The organism is Streptomyces lasalocidi, assembly GCF_005280215.1.
GTDB classification, from domain to species: domain Bacteria; phylum Actinomycetota; class Actinomycetes; order Streptomycetales; family Streptomycetaceae; genus Streptomyces; species Streptomyces longwoodensis.
In genome coordinates this window covers 4008028-4022971 of sequence record NZ_SZNQ01000001.1, presented here as the reverse complement: position 1 = coordinate 4022971, position 14944 = coordinate 4008028, and the positions used below count along the sequence as shown (strand labels likewise).

Annotated in this window: 11 protein-coding genes and 1 pseudogene; 3 read left to right on the top strand and 9 right to left on the bottom strand. The window is 73.5% G+C overall.

Annotation, left to right across the window (positions count from 1 at the left end):
* Window positions 1-109: 109 nt before the first annotated feature.
* From E4U91_RS18020 to E4U91_RS18005, 4 genes are all read right to left on the bottom strand, one after another.
* Window positions 110-1561 carry a dihydrolipoamide acetyltransferase family protein gene (locus E4U91_RS18020; RefSeq protein WP_137307808.1) on the bottom strand — a complete coding sequence of 484 codons (1452 nt, stop codon included), beginning with the start codon at window positions 1559-1561 and terminating at the stop codon, window positions 110-112.
* A gap of 10 nt (window positions 1562-1571) precedes the next feature.
* Window positions 1572-2564: an alpha-ketoacid dehydrogenase subunit beta gene (locus E4U91_RS18015; RefSeq protein ID WP_137307807.1), complete on the bottom strand. Its 993-nt coding sequence runs from the start codon at window positions 2562-2564 to the stop codon at window positions 1572-1574.
* Between the two features lies 1 nt (window position 2565).
* Complete coding sequence (gene pdhA / locus E4U91_RS18010) at window positions 2566-3783, bottom strand: pyruvate dehydrogenase (acetyl-transferring) E1 component subunit alpha (RefSeq protein WP_137307806.1); 1218 nt, start codon at window positions 3781-3783, stop codon at window positions 2566-2568.
* Between the two features lie 466 nt (window positions 3784-4249).
* Window positions 4250-5881 carry a protein kinase domain-containing protein gene (locus E4U91_RS18005; RefSeq protein WP_137307805.1) on the bottom strand — a complete coding sequence of 544 codons (1632 nt, stop codon included), beginning with the start codon at window positions 5879-5881 and terminating at the stop codon, window positions 4250-4252.
* A 373-nt stretch (window positions 5882-6254) separates the two neighbouring features.
* Here E4U91_RS18005 and E4U91_RS18000 point away from each other — a divergent pair, with 373 nt between their 5' ends.
* Window positions 6255-7889 carry a Stk1 family PASTA domain-containing Ser/Thr kinase gene (locus E4U91_RS18000; protein ID WP_137307804.1) on the top strand — a complete coding sequence of 545 codons (1635 nt, stop codon included), beginning with the start codon at window positions 6255-6257 and terminating at the stop codon, window positions 7887-7889.
* Window positions 7890-7988: 99 nt separating this feature from the next.
* Here the strand turns inward: E4U91_RS18000 and E4U91_RS17995 are convergent, their stop codons facing one another.
* The gene (locus E4U91_RS17995) at window positions 7989-8534 is read right to left on the bottom strand and encodes a bacterial proteasome activator family protein (protein WP_137307803.1); all 546 of its coding nucleotides are present in this window, start codon (window positions 8532-8534) and stop codon (window positions 7989-7991) included.
* A gap of 141 nt (window positions 8535-8675) precedes the next feature.
* On the opposite strand from E4U91_RS17995, the gene E4U91_RS17990 reads away from it, so the two are divergent.
* A complete protein-coding gene (locus tag E4U91_RS17990; protein ID WP_137307802.1) occupies window positions 8676-9458 on the top strand; it encodes a hypothetical protein in 783 nt (260 codons plus the stop codon).
* 20 nt (window positions 9459-9478) lie between these two features.
* On the opposite strand, the gene E4U91_RS17985 is transcribed toward E4U91_RS17990, so the two are convergent.
* Entirely contained in the window at window positions 9479-10465 is a 987-nt protein-coding gene (locus E4U91_RS17985) for an NAD(P)H-quinone oxidoreductase (RefSeq protein WP_137307801.1), read from the bottom strand.
* A gap of 169 nt (window positions 10466-10634) precedes the next feature.
* Window positions 10635-11288 (bottom strand): annotated as a pseudogene (locus E4U91_RS17980) (potassium channel family protein); the annotation flags it as partial.
* Between the two features lie 127 nt (window positions 11289-11415).
* Between E4U91_RS17980 and E4U91_RS17975 the strand changes: the two are divergent.
* The gene (locus E4U91_RS17975) at window positions 11416-12531 is read left to right on the top strand and encodes a potassium channel family protein (RefSeq protein WP_168218131.1); all 1116 of its coding nucleotides are present in this window, start codon (window positions 11416-11418) and stop codon (window positions 12529-12531) included.
* Between the two features lie 84 nt (window positions 12532-12615).
* Here the strand turns inward: E4U91_RS17975 and E4U91_RS17970 are convergent, their stop codons facing one another.
* Both E4U91_RS17970 and E4U91_RS17965 read right to left on the bottom strand, forming a co-directional pair.
* Entirely contained in the window at window positions 12616-13992 is a 1377-nt protein-coding gene (locus E4U91_RS17970) for a molybdopterin molybdotransferase MoeA (protein WP_137307799.1), read from the bottom strand.
* Window positions 13989-14930, bottom strand: a complete 942-nt coding sequence (locus tag E4U91_RS17965; RefSeq protein ID WP_137307798.1) for an NTP transferase domain-containing protein — start codon at window positions 14928-14930, stop codon at window positions 13989-13991. The genes E4U91_RS17970 and E4U91_RS17965 overlap by 4 nt, the downstream gene beginning before the upstream one ends.
* Window positions 14931-14944: the final 14 nt, after the last annotated feature.

The following is a 14944-nucleotide window of genomic DNA, read 5'->3' as shown; positions in this document are numbered from 1 at the left end:
ACCGGGAGCCGGCCGGCCGGGCCGGCTCCCCGCACCGAGCACTCGGGCCCGCCGTGATCCACACGGCGGGCCCGAACGGTTTTCCGCGCGCGGTGTGCGCGCCGGGCGGTCAGGCCCAGGTGATCAGCCGCTTGGGCTGCTCCAGGACCGCCGCCACGTCCGCCAGCACCTTGGAGCCCAGCTCGCCGTCGACCAGGCGGTGGTCGAAGCTCAGCGCCAGCGTGGTGACCTGACGGGGCTTCACCTTGCCCTTGTGGACCCACGGCTGGAGCTTGATCGCGCCGACCGCGAGGATCGCGGACTCGCCGGGGTTGAGGATCGGCGTGCCGGTGTCGACACCGAAGACGCCGACGTTGGTGATGGTGAGCGTGCCGCCCTGCATCGCCGCCGGCGAGGTCTTCCCCTCGCGCGCCGTCGCCACCAGCTCGCCCAGCGCCTCGGCGAGCTGCGGCAGCGTCTTGTCGTGCGCGTCCTTGATGTTCGGCACGATCAGACCGCGCGGGGTGGCCGCCGCGATGCCCAGGTTCACGTAGTGCTTGAGGACGATCTCCTGCGCGGCCTCGTCCCAGGAGGCGTTGATCCCCGGGTTGCGCTTGACGGCGACCAGCAGGGCCTTGGCGATCAGCAGGAGCGGGTTCACCCGCAGGCCCTGCAGGTCCTTGTCCTGCTTGAGCTCGTCGACGAGCTTCATGGTGCGCGTGACGTCGACCGTCACGAACTCCGTGACGTGCGGCGCCGTGAACGCCGAGCCGACCATCGCCTGCGCGGTGGCCTTGCGCACGCCCTTGACCGGGACGCGGGTCTCGCGCGCCCCGTCGTACGACACCGCGGCCGGGGCCGCGACACCGGCGGGGCGGGCGGCCGGGGCGGGCGCGGCCGGCTCCACGGGCGCGGGGGCCTGCTGCGGGGCCGCCGCCGCGTGGACGTCCTCGCGGGTGATGATGCCCTCGGGGCCGGTCGGGGTGACCGCCGCCAGGTCGACGCCCAGGTCCTTGGCCAGCTTGCGCACCGGCGGCTTGGCCAGCGGGCGGGGCCGGTCGACGGCCGCGGGGGCGCCCCCGTGGCCGTTCAGCTCGGACTGCAGCGCCTGGGCCGCCGGGGCGGCCGGGGCCGCCGCGGCGGGCGTCTCCGGGCCCTTGCGGGGGCGGCGCTTGGTGGAGGTGGTAGCCACGCCGTAGCCGACGAGGACCGGCTGGCGGCCGGACCCGACGGACGGGGCCTCCTGCGGTGCGGGAGCGGCCGCGGCGGGTGCCTCGGCGGGAGTCTCCGCCACGGGGGCCGCCTCGGCCGGCGCGGCGCCGCCGGAGACGTCCACCGTGATGATCGGTGTGCCCACGTCCACCGTGGTGCCCTCGGGGAAGCGCAGCTCGCGCACCACGCCGTCGTAGGGGATGGGCAGCTCGACGGCCGCCTTGGCGGTCTCGACCTCGCACACCACCTGGCCGTCGGTGACGGTGTCACCGGGCTGGACGTACCACTTGAGGATCTCGGCCTCGGTGAGTCCCTCGCCCACGTCGGGCATCTTGAACTCGCGCACGGACGCTTCGGTCATCGTCGTCACGACCCTCTCCTCAGTACGCCAGGGCACGGTCGACGGCGTCGAGCACCCGGTCCAGCCCCGGCAGGTACTCCTCCTCCAGGCGCGCCGGCGGGTACGGGGCGTGGTAGCCGCCGACCCGGAGCACCGGGGCCTCCAGGTGGTAGAAGCAGCGCTCGGTGATGCGCGCGGCGATCTCCGCGCCCGAGCCGAAGAACACCGGCGCCTCGTGCACCACGACCAGCCGACGGGTCTTCTCGACCGACGCCTGGACGGTGTCGAAGTCCAGCGGGGAGATGGTGCGCAGGTCGAGGACCTCCAGGCTCCTGCCCTCCTCGGCGGCCGCGTCCGCGACCTCCTGGCAGAGCTTGACCATCGGGCCGTAGGCGACGAGCGTGAGGTCGGTGCCCTCGCGCACCACCCGCGCCTTGTGCAGCGGGCCGGGGATGGCCTCGGCGGAGACCTCGCCCTTGTCCCAGTAGCGCCGCTTGGGCTCGAAGTAGATCACCGGGTCGTCGCTCTGGATGGCCTGCTGCATCATCCAGTAGGCGTCCGACGCGTTCGACGGGCTGACCACCTTCAGGCCCGACACGTGCGCGAAGAGCGACTCGGGGGACTCCGAGTGGTGCTCGACCGCGCCGATGCCGCCGCCGTAGGGGATGCGCACGACGACCGGGAGCTTGACCTTGCCCAGCGAGCGCGCGTGCATCTTCGCGAGCTGCGTGACGATCTGGTCGTAGGCCGGGAAGACGAAGCCGTCGAACTGGATCTCCACCACCGGCCGGTAGCCGCGCAGCGCCAGGCCGATCGCGGTGCCGACGATGCCCGACTCGGCGAGCGGGGTGTCGATGACACGGTCCTCGCCGAAGTCCTTCTGCAGTCCGTCGGTCACCCGGAAGACACCGCCGAGCTTGCCGACGTCCTCACCCATGATGAGGACCTTGGGGTCCTCCTCCAGGGCACGGCGCAGCGACTCGTTGATCGCCTTGGCCAGGGGAAGGTTCTTCGCTGTCACGTCCGCTGCCATGTCAGACCCCCTCGACGTCCGCGAACGACGCCTGGTAGGCGGCGAACTGGGCGCGCTCCTCGTCGACGAGCGCGTGCCCGTCCGCGTACACGTTCTCGAAGATGGCGAAGTGGTCCGGGTCCTGCATGGCGCGGACCGCTTCGCGCACTCGCCTGCCCAACGCCTCGGACTCGGTCTCGAGTTCCGCGAAGAATCCCTCGTCCGTGTGGTGTACGGACTCCAGGTACCGGCGCAGGCGCAGGATCGGGTCCTTGGCCTCCCAGGCCGCGCGCTCGTCGTCGTGCCGGTAGCGCGTGGGGTCGTCGGAGGTGGTGTGGGCGCCCATGCGGTACGTCCACGCCTCGATCAGGGCGGGACCCTCGCCGCGCCGGGCCCGCTCCAGCGCCCAGCGGGTGACCGCGAGCGAGGCCAGCACGTCGTTGCCGTCGACGCGGACGCCGGGGAAGCCGAAGCCCTGGGCGCGCTGGTAGAGCGGCACACGGGTCTGCTTCTCGTTGGACTCGGAGATCGCCCACTGGTTGTTCTGGCAGAAGAACACCACCGGGGCGTTGTAGACCGCGGCGAAGTTGAACGCCTCGCTGACGTCGCCCTGGCTGGAGGCGCCGTCGCCGAAGTAGGCGATCACCGCGCTGTCCGCGCCGTCCTTGGTGATCCCCATCGCGTAGCCCGTGGCGTGCAGCGCCTGGGAGCCGATGACGATCGTGTAGAGGTGGAAGTTGTTCTCGTTGGGGTCCCAGCCGCCGTTGTTCACGCCGCGGAACATGCCCAGCAGGTTGGTCGGGTCGACGCCGCGACACCAGGCGACGCCGTGCTCGCGGTAGGTGGGGAAGACGTAGTCGTCCTCGCGGGTGGCCCGGCCGGAGCCGATCTGGGCGGCCTCCTGGCCCAGCAGGGACGCCCACAGGCCCAGCTCGCCCTGGCGCTGCAGGGCCGTGGCCTCGGCGTCGAATCGGCGGGTGAGCACCATGTCGCGGTACAGGCCGCGCAGCTCCTCCGGGGTGATGCCGTCGACGTAGCGGTCGTACTCGGCGTTCTTCACCCGCTCGCCCTCGGGCGTCAGCAGCTGGACGAGCTCGGGCTCAGCGGCCGCCGTGCGGGCGGTCGTGCGAGCGGTGGCGCGCTTGGTGCCGGTGGTGCCGGCCGCCTTGGTGCCGGTGGTGCCGGCCTTGCTCCCGGCGCTGCGTCGCGGCTGTCGCGCGGCAGTGCTCTCCACGGTCACGTGTGCTCCTCCGTCGGTCCGGCCCCCGGGGTTGCCGGGAACCAGTGCGGCTCACCTGTTTTCCGACATCCGGGCACGGGGTGGGTGCCGCTCGGCCGGGAACAGGCGTGACAGGTGCCCCGGCGAGCGCCCTGCAACAGTCACGTTACCCAGTGCTCCACATTTCTGTGAAACCCCTCCTGACCTGCGTTTTTGCTTGGATTTCCAAGTAAATCCGCAGAGCCGGGAAGGACGCTGGTCACAGCCTTGCAGGAGGCCGGAGCAACGGCACGTTATCCCGCTCACCCAGGTCACGGGAAGAGTCCTCTGTGAGATGGGTCCCGTGGACGAAACCGGAAAAGTCAGGTTTTCCACCGGGCTCGGGGTCCGATCGGGGCGTGGCAGGGGGCGCCGCGGGGGCCGAAACGCGACACGCGCGCGTGGCGGGCCGGGTGGCCCCACGCGCGCGTGCCGGAGGAGAGCGGGTTCAGCCGGTCGTGCTGCCGGCGTCGGTGCCGGCGTTGGTGCCGGCGTTCGCGGCGCCGTCGGTCGTCCCGCCGTTCGTGGTGGTGCCGCCGTCGGTGGTGCCACCGTCGCCGGTCCCCCCGTCGGTCGTCCCGCCGGTCGTGCCCGGGTCGCTCGACTGGTCGCCGCTCGGCTCGCTCGACGGCGCGGAGGACGTGTCGTCGCTGGGCTCGCTCGACTGGGAGTACGACGGCTTGTAGGAGGGCTTGTACGACGGCGAATAGTGCGAGCCGGAGTTGGAACCGGAGTCCTCATCGGAGGAGCCGCCGGTGGACCGGTCGGTCGACTCGTCGCTCGGCGTCGGGCTGGACGACTCCCGGGTGGCGCTCGGCGAGGTCGTCGGCGACTTCGTCGTGCCGCCCTTCGCGCCGCCGCCGCCCGCGTTGTTCAGCGCCAGGGCCACGCCCGCGACGACGGCGATCACCGCGAGGACCACCAGCACCCACAGCTTGCCGCGCCCGCTGCCCTTGTTGCCGTGGCCCTCGAAGCCGCCCTCGTCGCCGTTGCCGTACCCGCCGACCAGGATCGGCTGGGGGATCTGCGAGGTGCCGTCGGCGGTGCCCGGGTGGGCCATGACGGCGGTCGCCGCGAACCCGGCTCCGGCCGCCGCGGCCGGGGTGGCGTCGACGGGACCGGTGTTCCAGGTGCCGGTGTGGCCGCCCTGGTCGTACAGCATCTGCAGCGCGTACTGCACCATGCCGCGCATCTCCTCGGCCGTCTGGAACCGGTCGTCGGGTTCCTTGGCCAGGGAGCGCATGACTAGGCCGTCGAGCTCCGGCGGGCAGGTGCCCTCCGCGACCGACGACGGCGGCGTCGGGATGTCCTGCACGTGCTGGTAGACCACCGACAGCGGGGTCTCGCCCACGAACGGCGGGCGCAGCGCGAGGAGTTCGTACAGCAGACAGCCGGTGGCGTACAGGTCGGAGCGGTGGTCGACGGCCTTGCCGAGGGCCTGCTCGGGCGACAGGTACTGCGGGGTGCCCATCACCATGCCGGTCTGCGTCATGGTCGTCGACGCGCCGTGCAGGGCGCGCGCGATGCCGAAGTCCATGACCTTCACGGCGCCGTTGTGGGTGATGATCACGTTGGCCGGTTTGATGTCGCGGTGCACGATGCCGTGCTGGTGCGAGTAGGCCAGCGCCTCCAGCACGCCGGAGACGATGATCAGGGCCTGCTCGGGGCCCGGCGCCTCGGCGTTGAGGAGCAGGTCGCGGATCGTGCGCCCCTCGACCAGCTCCATGACGATGTACGGCACGCTCTGGCCGCCCACCACGTCCTCGCCGGAGTCGTACACGGCGACGATGGCGTGGTGGTTGAGCCCGGCCACCGACTGGGCCTCACGCGTGAAGCGGGCCTTGGACACCGGGTCCTCGGCGAGGTCGGCGCGCAGCAGCTTGACCGCGACGGTGCGGCCCAGCCGTACGTCCTCGGCCGCGAACACCTCGGCCATGCCGCCCCGCCCGAGCCTGCCGGTCAGCCGGTACCGGCCGTCGCCGACGAGCCCGCCGTTGCCCCACTGCTCCGGCGCGTCCGACATGCCGCCGCCAGTCGCCTCGGGGTCGGACGGGCCCTGAGAGCGCTGCTGCTGTGCCATCAGTCCTCGCCGTCGTTTCTGCCCGCGGTGCGCGCGGTGTTGTCACGGTCTCCGTCGGCCACGCTACAGCCTCCGCGCAAGCCGCCGGACCGGGTCGTCCGGGGTTACCGGACCGAGACGGACCGGACATGAAACCTCCAGCGGCTCTCCACGTGCAAATCCTGTGTGCCGGACGTAGGCCCGCTGTAACGCTTGCGCGACGCTTCTTTCGCGTACGGTCACGGAACGGGCACCGAGCTTGACGTGTCGGTGCCCTCGGGCAGACTTGGCCGGTAATGACACTTTCGATCATTGCCCGCGCCGTCCGCACCGCCGACGGCGCAGGCCATGACAGTCGGGCCGGCGCCGGAAGGCCGATGGGGGACGCGAAGAGATGAGCCAGGACGGCGCACACGGCCGGTACACGGGGCGGGCGCTCGCCGGCGGCCGTTACCAGCTGCGCGACTTGCTCGGCGAGGGCGGCATGGCCTCGGTGCACCTGGCGTACGACGCCGTGCTGGACCGGCAGGTCGCCATCAAGACGCTGCACACCGAGCTCGGCCGTGAACAAGCCTTCCGCGAGCGGTTCCGGCGCGAGGCGCAGGCCGTGGCGAAGCTCACCCACACCAACATCGTCTCCGTCTTCGACACCGGCGAGGACGACGTCGACGGCATGACGACGCCGTACATCGTCATGGAGTACGTCGAGGGCCGCCCGCTCGGCTCGGTCCTGGACGAGGACCTGCGGCAGTTCGGCGCGATGCCCGCCGACCAGGCCCTGAAGGTCACCGCCGACGTGCTCGCGGCGCTGGAGATCAGCCACGAGATGGGGCTGGTGCACCGCGACATCAAGCCGGGCAACGTGATGGTGACCAAGCGCGGCGTCGTCAAGGTGATGGACTTCGGCATCGCGCGCGCGATGCAGTCGGGTGTCACCTCGATGACCCAGACCGGCATGGTCGTCGGCACCCCGCAGTACCTCTCGCCCGAGCAGGCGCTCGGCCGGGGCGTGGACGCCCGCTCCGACCTGTACTCGGTCGGCATCATGCTGTTCCAACTGGTGACCGGGCGGCTGCCGTTCGACGCCGATTCACCGCTCGCGATCGCGTACGCGCACGTGCAGGAGGAGCCGGTCGCGCCCTCCTCGATCAACCGCGCGCTGCCCCCGGCGGTGGACGCGCTGGTCGCCCGCGCGCTGAAGAAGAACCCCAACGAACGCTTCCCCACCGCCGTCGCCATGCGCGACGAGTGCCTGCGGGTCGCCGCCTCCTTCCAGGCCGCCCCGCCGAGCATCGTCCCGGGCGCGCCGACGCAGAGCGGCTCCGGCGTCGGCTCCGCGGTGTTCCCGCCGGTCGGCCAGGGCACCCCGCCGGTGGGCGCCGTGCAGACGCCGTACCAGCCGCAGACCCCGGCGCCCAACCCGTACAGCACCCCGCAGCCCTCGACGCCCGCGCCGTCGTACGGCTACCCGCAGCAGGGCGGCTACCAGACGCCCCCGTCCTACGGCGCCCAGCAGCCCACCTACAACCTCACCCCGCAGCACCCGGCCCCGGCGCCCTCCGGGGGCGGCGGGAAGAGCAACCGGCCGGTGATCATCGGCTCGGTGCTGGTCGCGGTGGTGGCGGTCGGCGCGCTGATCGCCGCGCTGATGGCGAACGCGGGCGGCGACGACGACAAGGGCGGCGGCAGCGGCGGCAGCGCCTCGGCGTCCGCCACCTCCTCGCACGCGGCGGGGTACCGCGGGCCGGACACCTCCAAGACGATCGACGCGAGCGAGTGCAAGGAGCCGGAGGAGTCGTACAACGACCCCAGCAAGATCCGGGTGCCGAGCTTCAAGTTCAAGTACGTCAAGTCGGTCAAGGAGTGCTTCCAGGCATCCGGCTGGACGTGGAAGATCACGCCCGTCGACGAGAACACCTACGGCGACGGCACGGTGATGGACCAGTTCCCGTCCGCGGGGACCGACGTCGACCCGAAGAGCATGCCGCAGATCGAGCTGAAGGTGTCCACGGGCAACCCGGCGTCCTGAGCCGCGAACGGCGCGGACCGCAAGGAACAGACCAGAAGGAGGGGCCCGGCGACGTCGCCGGGCCCCTCGTGTGTGGTCGGTCGGGTGTCGGGCGTCGGGCTACAGGTAGGGGCCGCCCGAACGGCCGCCCGCACGGGGGTCGTCCGCGCCCTCCGGCACGGCTCCCGGCGGCAGCGCCCGGCGCATCTGCTCCAACTGGGCCCGCGCGGCCATCTGCTGGGCGAACAGCGTGGTCTGGATGCCGTGGAACAGGCCCTCCAGCCAGCCCACCAACTGGGCCTGCGCGATCCGCAGTTCCGCGTCCGAGGGCGTCGCCTCCTCGTTGAACGGCAGGGACAGCCGCTCCAGCTCCTCGACGAGTTCCGGTGCGAGGCCGTCCTCCAGCTCCTTCACGGAGCTGGCGTGGATCTCCTTGAGGCGGGCGCGGCTCGCCTCGTCGAGGGGAGCGGCGCGCACCTCCTCCAGCAGCTGCTTGATCATGCTGCCGATCCGCATGACCTTGGCCGGCTGCTCCACCTGCTCCGTCACCGGGGTCTCGCGGGAGTCCTCGTCTGCGTCCATGCCGCCGAGCGCCATGCCGTCCTGGCCCACGACCAGGATCCTCTGGGCGTTCTCCGGCGACCCTTCGTTCCTCGGCATCTCCATGCCGCCATTGTCCCCCACGCCCCCACCCGATCACGGTGCCGCCCCCCGTGACAGGAGATCCACTGTCGCCGCCGCGTCCGGAGGGGACGGACGGGTGCACCGGAAATGCCGTGTTCATCCCAGCATGTGACGCTTGTCCCCGTGACGGCATGGTGGCGTGCGGGGTGTGTGACGGGGGCGGTGCTGCTCGCGTGCGGAACGGTCGGCGCGTTCGACACGCCGCACGAGGGCGGTACGGCGGTGTCGGCCGCCTCGGCGACTCCCCCGGCCGGGGCGGACGCCGGGACGGGTACGGCCACCGGTGCGGCGGTCGAGCACGGCTCCGGGGGCGACGGCGATCCGGGGTCCGGCTCCCACCAGGGCGGCGATCACCAGGCAGCGGGCGGCCGTCACGACCAGGACGTGCCGGACGGCCGGGGGACCGGCCAGGCCCACGGCGACCACCCCGGGTCGGGGCCCGGCTCCGGACACGCGTCCCCGCAGGGGTCCCCCTCGGCCTCCGCGACGGGAGCGGACGGCGGGCGCCGTGCCGGGTCCGCGTCCGCGTCCGCGTCGCCCCGGGAGCCCGAGCGGGCCGGGAGCCGGGCGGGGGAAGGACGCCTGCGGCCGGGGCGCAACGAGGACACCCACCCTTCCGGCGACCCGGCCGGGGACATCGACGCCGGGACGGCCGACGACCCGGACCAGGTGGCCGACCTGGACGCGGACCAGGACGCGGGCGAGGACCTGGCGGGCGACGGCACCGGCCAGGTCTCCGACCCGTCGCCCGCGGTGACGCCCTCCACCGCGTCCGGGGCCGCGGCCGAGCAGCCCGCCGAGCGGGTGCTGCGCATCGTCCCGCTCGGCAGCGGGCTGATCCTCATCGGCCTGGGCCTGGGCATCGCGTTCCTGGCCCTGCGCCTGCGGCGCCCGTGGGAGCCGTGAGCCCCGCCGGGCCGTGACCGTCAGGCCGGCGACGTCACCAGCAGCACCTTGCCGATGTGGCCGCTCTCCTCGACGATCCGGTGCGCCTCGGCCGCGTCCCGCATCGGCACCTCGCGGTCCACGACCGGGCGGACGTGCCCGCCGTCCACCAGGGGCCAGACGTGCTCACGGACGGCCGCCACGATCGTCGCCTTCTCCTCCAGCGGGCGGGCCCGCAGCGAGGTCGCGCTGACGGCCGCGCGCTTGGTGAGCAGGGCCCCGATGTTCAGCTCGGCCTTGGCCCCGCCCTGCATGCCGATGATCGCCAGCCGTCCGTTGACGGCGAGCGCCTGCACATTGCGGTCCAGGTACTTGGCGCCCATGTTGTCGAGGATGACGTCCGCGCCCGCCCCGTCGGTGGCGCTCTTCACCTCCTCGACGAAGTCCTGCTCGCGGTAGTTGACCAGGATGTCCGCACCGAGCTCGGCGCACCGCTCGAGCTTGGCCCGCGTCCCCGCGGTGACCGCGACCTTCGCGCCGACGGCCTTGGCGAGCTGGATCGCCATGGTGCCGATGCCGCTGGAACCGCCGTGCACGAGCAGCGTCTCGCCCGGGCGCAGGTGGGCGACCATGAACACGTTGGACCAGACCGTGCAGACGACCTCCGGCAGGGCCGCGGCACGGGTGAGGTCGACGCCCTTCGGCACGGGCAGCAGCTGGCCCGCCGGCACGGCGACCTTCTCGGCGTAGCCGCCGCCCGCGAGCAGCGCGCACACCTCGTCGCCCACGCTCCAGCCGGACACCCCGGGTCCGAGCGCGGCCACCCGGCCGGCGCACTCCAGGCCGGGGTAGGGGGACGCGCCCGGCGGGGGGTCGTAGAAGCCCTGCCGCTGCAGGATGTCGGCGCGGTTGACGGCGCTGGCCACCACCTCGACCAGGACCTCGCCCTCGCCGGGCACGGGATCGGGGACCTCGGCCCACACCAGCGCCTGCGGCCCACCAGGTTCGGGAATCGTGATCGCATGCATGAAAAGGACGCTACCCCCGGTCCCCGGCGGTACGACGGCGGGGCGGGGGCGGGTCCGTGCACACGTCGCCGCACCGGCCGTACGTGCCGCCCGGCGGGGCGGGGGCGGGTCCGTCAGCACGTCGCCGCACCGGCCGTACGTCCGCGGCCGGTGCCCGCCCGGCCCCGGGTCAGCCGTGCCGCGGCTCCACCCGCACGATGGTGACGACCCGGTCCGTCGGCTCCAGCACGCCGATGTCCGGGTCGTCGTACGCCAGCACCCGGTGCCCCCGGACGACGCTCACCACCAGGTCGTCCGTGTCGCGCGGGGTGCGGCCCGTCTCCGCCTTGGTCACCGGGCGCTCGACGATGTCCAGACCGGTGCCCTGGTGCAGCAGGTCCTCCAGCACCCGCCCGGCCGCCGGGCTCAGCACCGACAGGCCCAGCAGCCGTCCGGCCGCCCCCGCACTGGTGATGACGTCGTCGGCGCCGGACTGGCGCAGCAGGGGCGCGTTCTCCTCCTCCCGCACCGCGGCGACGATCTTCGCCCCGCGGTTGAGCTGGCGGGCGGTGAGCGTCACGAGGACCGCGGTGTCGTCGCGCTGGGTGGCGATGATGATGCGCCCGGCCCGCTGCACCTCCGCCCGGCGCAGCACGTCGCTGCGGGTGGCGTCACCGACGACGCCCTCGTACCCCTCGGCCGCGGCGGCCTCGACCACCTTGGCGCTGGGGTCGACCACCACGACCTGGTCCTTGCGCAGCCCGTTGGCGCAGGCGGCCCGGATCGCGGACCGCCCTTTCGTGCCGAAACCGACGACGACGGTGTGGTCGCGCAAGGGAATCCTCCGGAACGATCAGCGAAACCCGGGTGTGGGCTCGTGTGGCGGGCTGACGTCGGCGACGCGGCCCGCGACCATGGTGCCCATCGATCGGTTCGCACCACAGGGGGCACGCGATGACAGGGGGAGCACGATGAAGGACCACGGGAGCGGGCCCGGCGATCCGGGGAGGCTCTCCCTGCTGAAATCCCTCTGGTACCGCTCACGCAGCGACGCCCGGGACGACGCCGAGGCGAGCCGCTCGCTCACCATGCCGGTGCACACCGCCCGACCGCCCCTCCAGCAGGTGCTCCAGCGCCTCACCCTGGCCCTGGTCGTGCTGGCGGTCACCACCCTGATCGTCTACCTCGACAGCGGCGGCTACCACGACAACGCCGACGACGGCGTGGACTTCCTCGACTCGGCCTACTACGCCACCGTCACCCTCTCCACGACCGGCTACGGCGACATCACCCCGGTCAGCGACTCGGCGCGGCTGGTCAACATCCTGGTGATCACACCGCTGCGCGTGCTGTTCCTGATCATCCTGGTCGGCACCACCCTGGAGGTGCTGACCGAGCGCACCCGCCAGCAGGTCCGCATCCACCGCTGGCGCTCCCGCATCCGCAACCACGTGATCGTGGTCGGCTACGGCACCAAGGGCCGGCACGCGGTGGAGACCCTGGTGGGGCAGGGCGTCTCCAAGGAACGCATCGTCGTGGTGGACGCCCAGCGCAAGGTGTCCGACATGGCCGGCGACAACGGCCTCGTCGCCGTCACCGGCGATGCCACCCGTTCCGAGACCCTGATGCGCGCCGAGGTGCGCACCGCGGCCCGGGTGATCGTCGCCCCTCAGCGCGACGACACCGCCGCCCTGGTCAGTCTGACCGCCCGCCAGCTCAACCGGCGGGCCACGATCGTCGTCGCCGCCCGCGAGGACGAGAACGTGCCCCTGCTCAAGCAGTCCGGCGCCGACACCGTCATCACCAGCTCCAGCTCCGCGGGCCGACTGCTCGGGGTCGCCATGGTCAGCCCGGTGGTGGCCGGCACGCTGGAGGACCTGATGACCCTCGGCAGCGGCCTGGACCTCATCGAGCGTCCCGTCACGGCCGAGGAGGCCGGCCGGAGCCCTCGGGCCTGCGCCGACCTGGTGGTCGCGGTGATACGGGGCAAGGACCTGCTCAATTACGCCGACCCCCGACTGGACGTGCTCCGCGCCGGGGACCGGGTGATCACGGTCAGCCGACCGGTGCAGACCGAGGCGGTCTAAGCGCGTTTCACGTGAAACAGCCCGATTGGTCCATGCTGTTTCACGTGAAACACCCGATTGACCCGGCATGCGAGGCACGGTGTTTCACGTGAAACATGCCCCGATTCCGGCCGCCGCCCAGGGCAGGTCGAGCAGCTCCGCCTCCTGACCGGCCCGCGCTCCACCCGGGGGCACGACGGCCAGGGCGTCGGCGGCCGCGATGCCGCGCAGCATCGCCGGACCGTTGTAGTGCAGCGGCACCGCGGCGTCGCCGCGCAGCACGACCGGGATCAGCCGGGTGTCGTACGGATGGCCGTGCACCGCGTCCCGCAGCGGCAACGTGTACGGCTCGGGGGCCGCGCGGGTGGCCAGCGCGCCCAGCAGTGGTTCGGCGAGCGTGAGCAGGCCGGAGACGGCCGCGAGCGGGTTGCCGGGCAGGCCGACCAGGTGCCGGCCGTCCGCGAGACGGGCCAGCAGCATGGGGTGTCCGGGGCGCACCGTCACCCCGTCGACGAGCAGCTCCGCCTCCAGGCGGCGCAGGACGGGGTGGACGTGGTCCACCGGCCCCCCGGCGGTGCCCCCGGTGGTGACGATCAGGTCGGCCAGCGAGGAGCTGACGGCCCGCTGCAGCGCCTTGGCGTCGTCGCCCAGTCGGCGCACGGCCACGACCTCCGCCCCCAGCGCGCGCAGCCACGGCGGCAGCATCGGGCCGAGGGCGTCCCGGATCAGGCCGTCGTGCGGTCGGCCCTCGATGAGCAGTTCGTCGCCGAGCACCAGCACCTCGACCCGCGGCCGGGGCACGGCGGCGAGCGTGTCGTACCCGGCGGCCGCCGCGAGCCCCAGGACGGCCGGGGTGATGACCGCCCCGTTCGGCAGCAACTGGTCGCCGTTGCGGCACTCCTGGCCGCGCGGGCGGATGTCCTGGCCGGGGGAGGGCTCCGGGGAGGCGTGCAGCCGCCCCTTCTCGTCGAGGCGCCCGTGCTCGCTGCGCAGGACGGCGGTGGTGTCCGCCGGGATCCTGGCACCGGTGGCGATGCGGACGGCCTCGCCGTCGGCGAGGGTGTCGGGCCCCGTCTGCCCGGCCAGCACGCCCTCGTCCCGGACGTCCCACGGGCCGGGGCCGGCGACCGCCCAGCCGTCCATGGCCGAGGTGTCGAAGGAGGGCAGGTCGGTCAGGGCGGTCAGGGGAGCGGCGAGGACGAGTCCGAGCGCGGCGTCCAGGGTCACCGACACGGGGGTACGGCGGGCTCCGGCGGCGCGTCCGGCCCGGGCGGCGACGGCCCGGGCCTCCGGCCAGGGCGTGGCCCGGTGCGAGGTGTCGTGCGCACGGCTACGGCGGCCCTCATGGCCCTCCGCCGGGGCGGCGGCCGGGACCCGGGCGGGCCCGCGGTCGAAGCCGTTGCCGTCGTTCACGAGGGCGAGCGCCTCCTCGACGTCGAGGTCGTCGGCGTCCCGGTCCTCCCGGGTGCCCCGGGCGGTCATCCGGCGTCCGGTCGGGTGTCCGGGGTGGCGTCGGGTGCCACGTCGGGCTGACCGGCGGAGTCCTCGGCGGCCCAGCGCTGGGCGAGCGCGGCGGCCTTGCGGGCGGCGTGCGCCACGGCCTCCGGGTCGTCCCCGGCGCGCCCCGCGGCGTACCCGACGAGGAAGGTGGTCAGGGGGGCGGCGGGACGGGCCACCCCATGGGCGGCGTCCCGGGCGAGGTCGAGCAGGACGCCGGTGTCGACGTCCAGGTCGAGGCCCAGTTCGTCCTTGACTGCGGAAATCCATTCATCCAACACGTGGCCATGCTCCCTGATGCGTGCCCTGGCGGCGGCGAGGTCGTCCCAGGTGTCGCAGTCGAACGACGCGACGGGGTCGGGGACGCGGGTGAGGTCGAGTGCGGCGGTCAGCCGGCGCAGCGGCAGCCCGGTGAGGCCGCCGTGCGCGCCGCCGAGCGAGGCGAGTTCCCGGCGCAGCGCCGCCGTGGAGTAGGCGGCGACGAGGGGCTGCTCACGGCCGTCGGCGTCGGTGAGCAGGGCGCCGTCGGCGCCGCCGGAGCGCAGGGCGGACAGCAGCCGCCGTACGGTGCCGGGCCCGAGGAAGGGCAGGTCGGCGGAGAGGACGACGACCCGGTCGGCGCCGGTGCGGCGCAGACCGGCGTCCAGCGCGGCGACCGGGCCCGCGCCGGGCGGGTCCTCGCGGGCCCACGTCACCGGGCGGACGGTGGGGCGCGGGTCGGCCACGACGACCGTGGTGCGGGCGTCGGCGCAGGCGGCCAGCACCCGGTCCAGCAGGGCCCGGCCGCCGACGCGAAGTCCCGGCTTGTCGGCCCCGCCGAGCCGTCGCGCACCGCCACCCGCGAGGACGACGGCGTCGTAGGCGCCGTGGTCGTGGGAGCCGAGGTCGCGGGCGGCGGGGTCGTCGGGCTCGTTGGGGGTCACCCCCCGAGTATGCG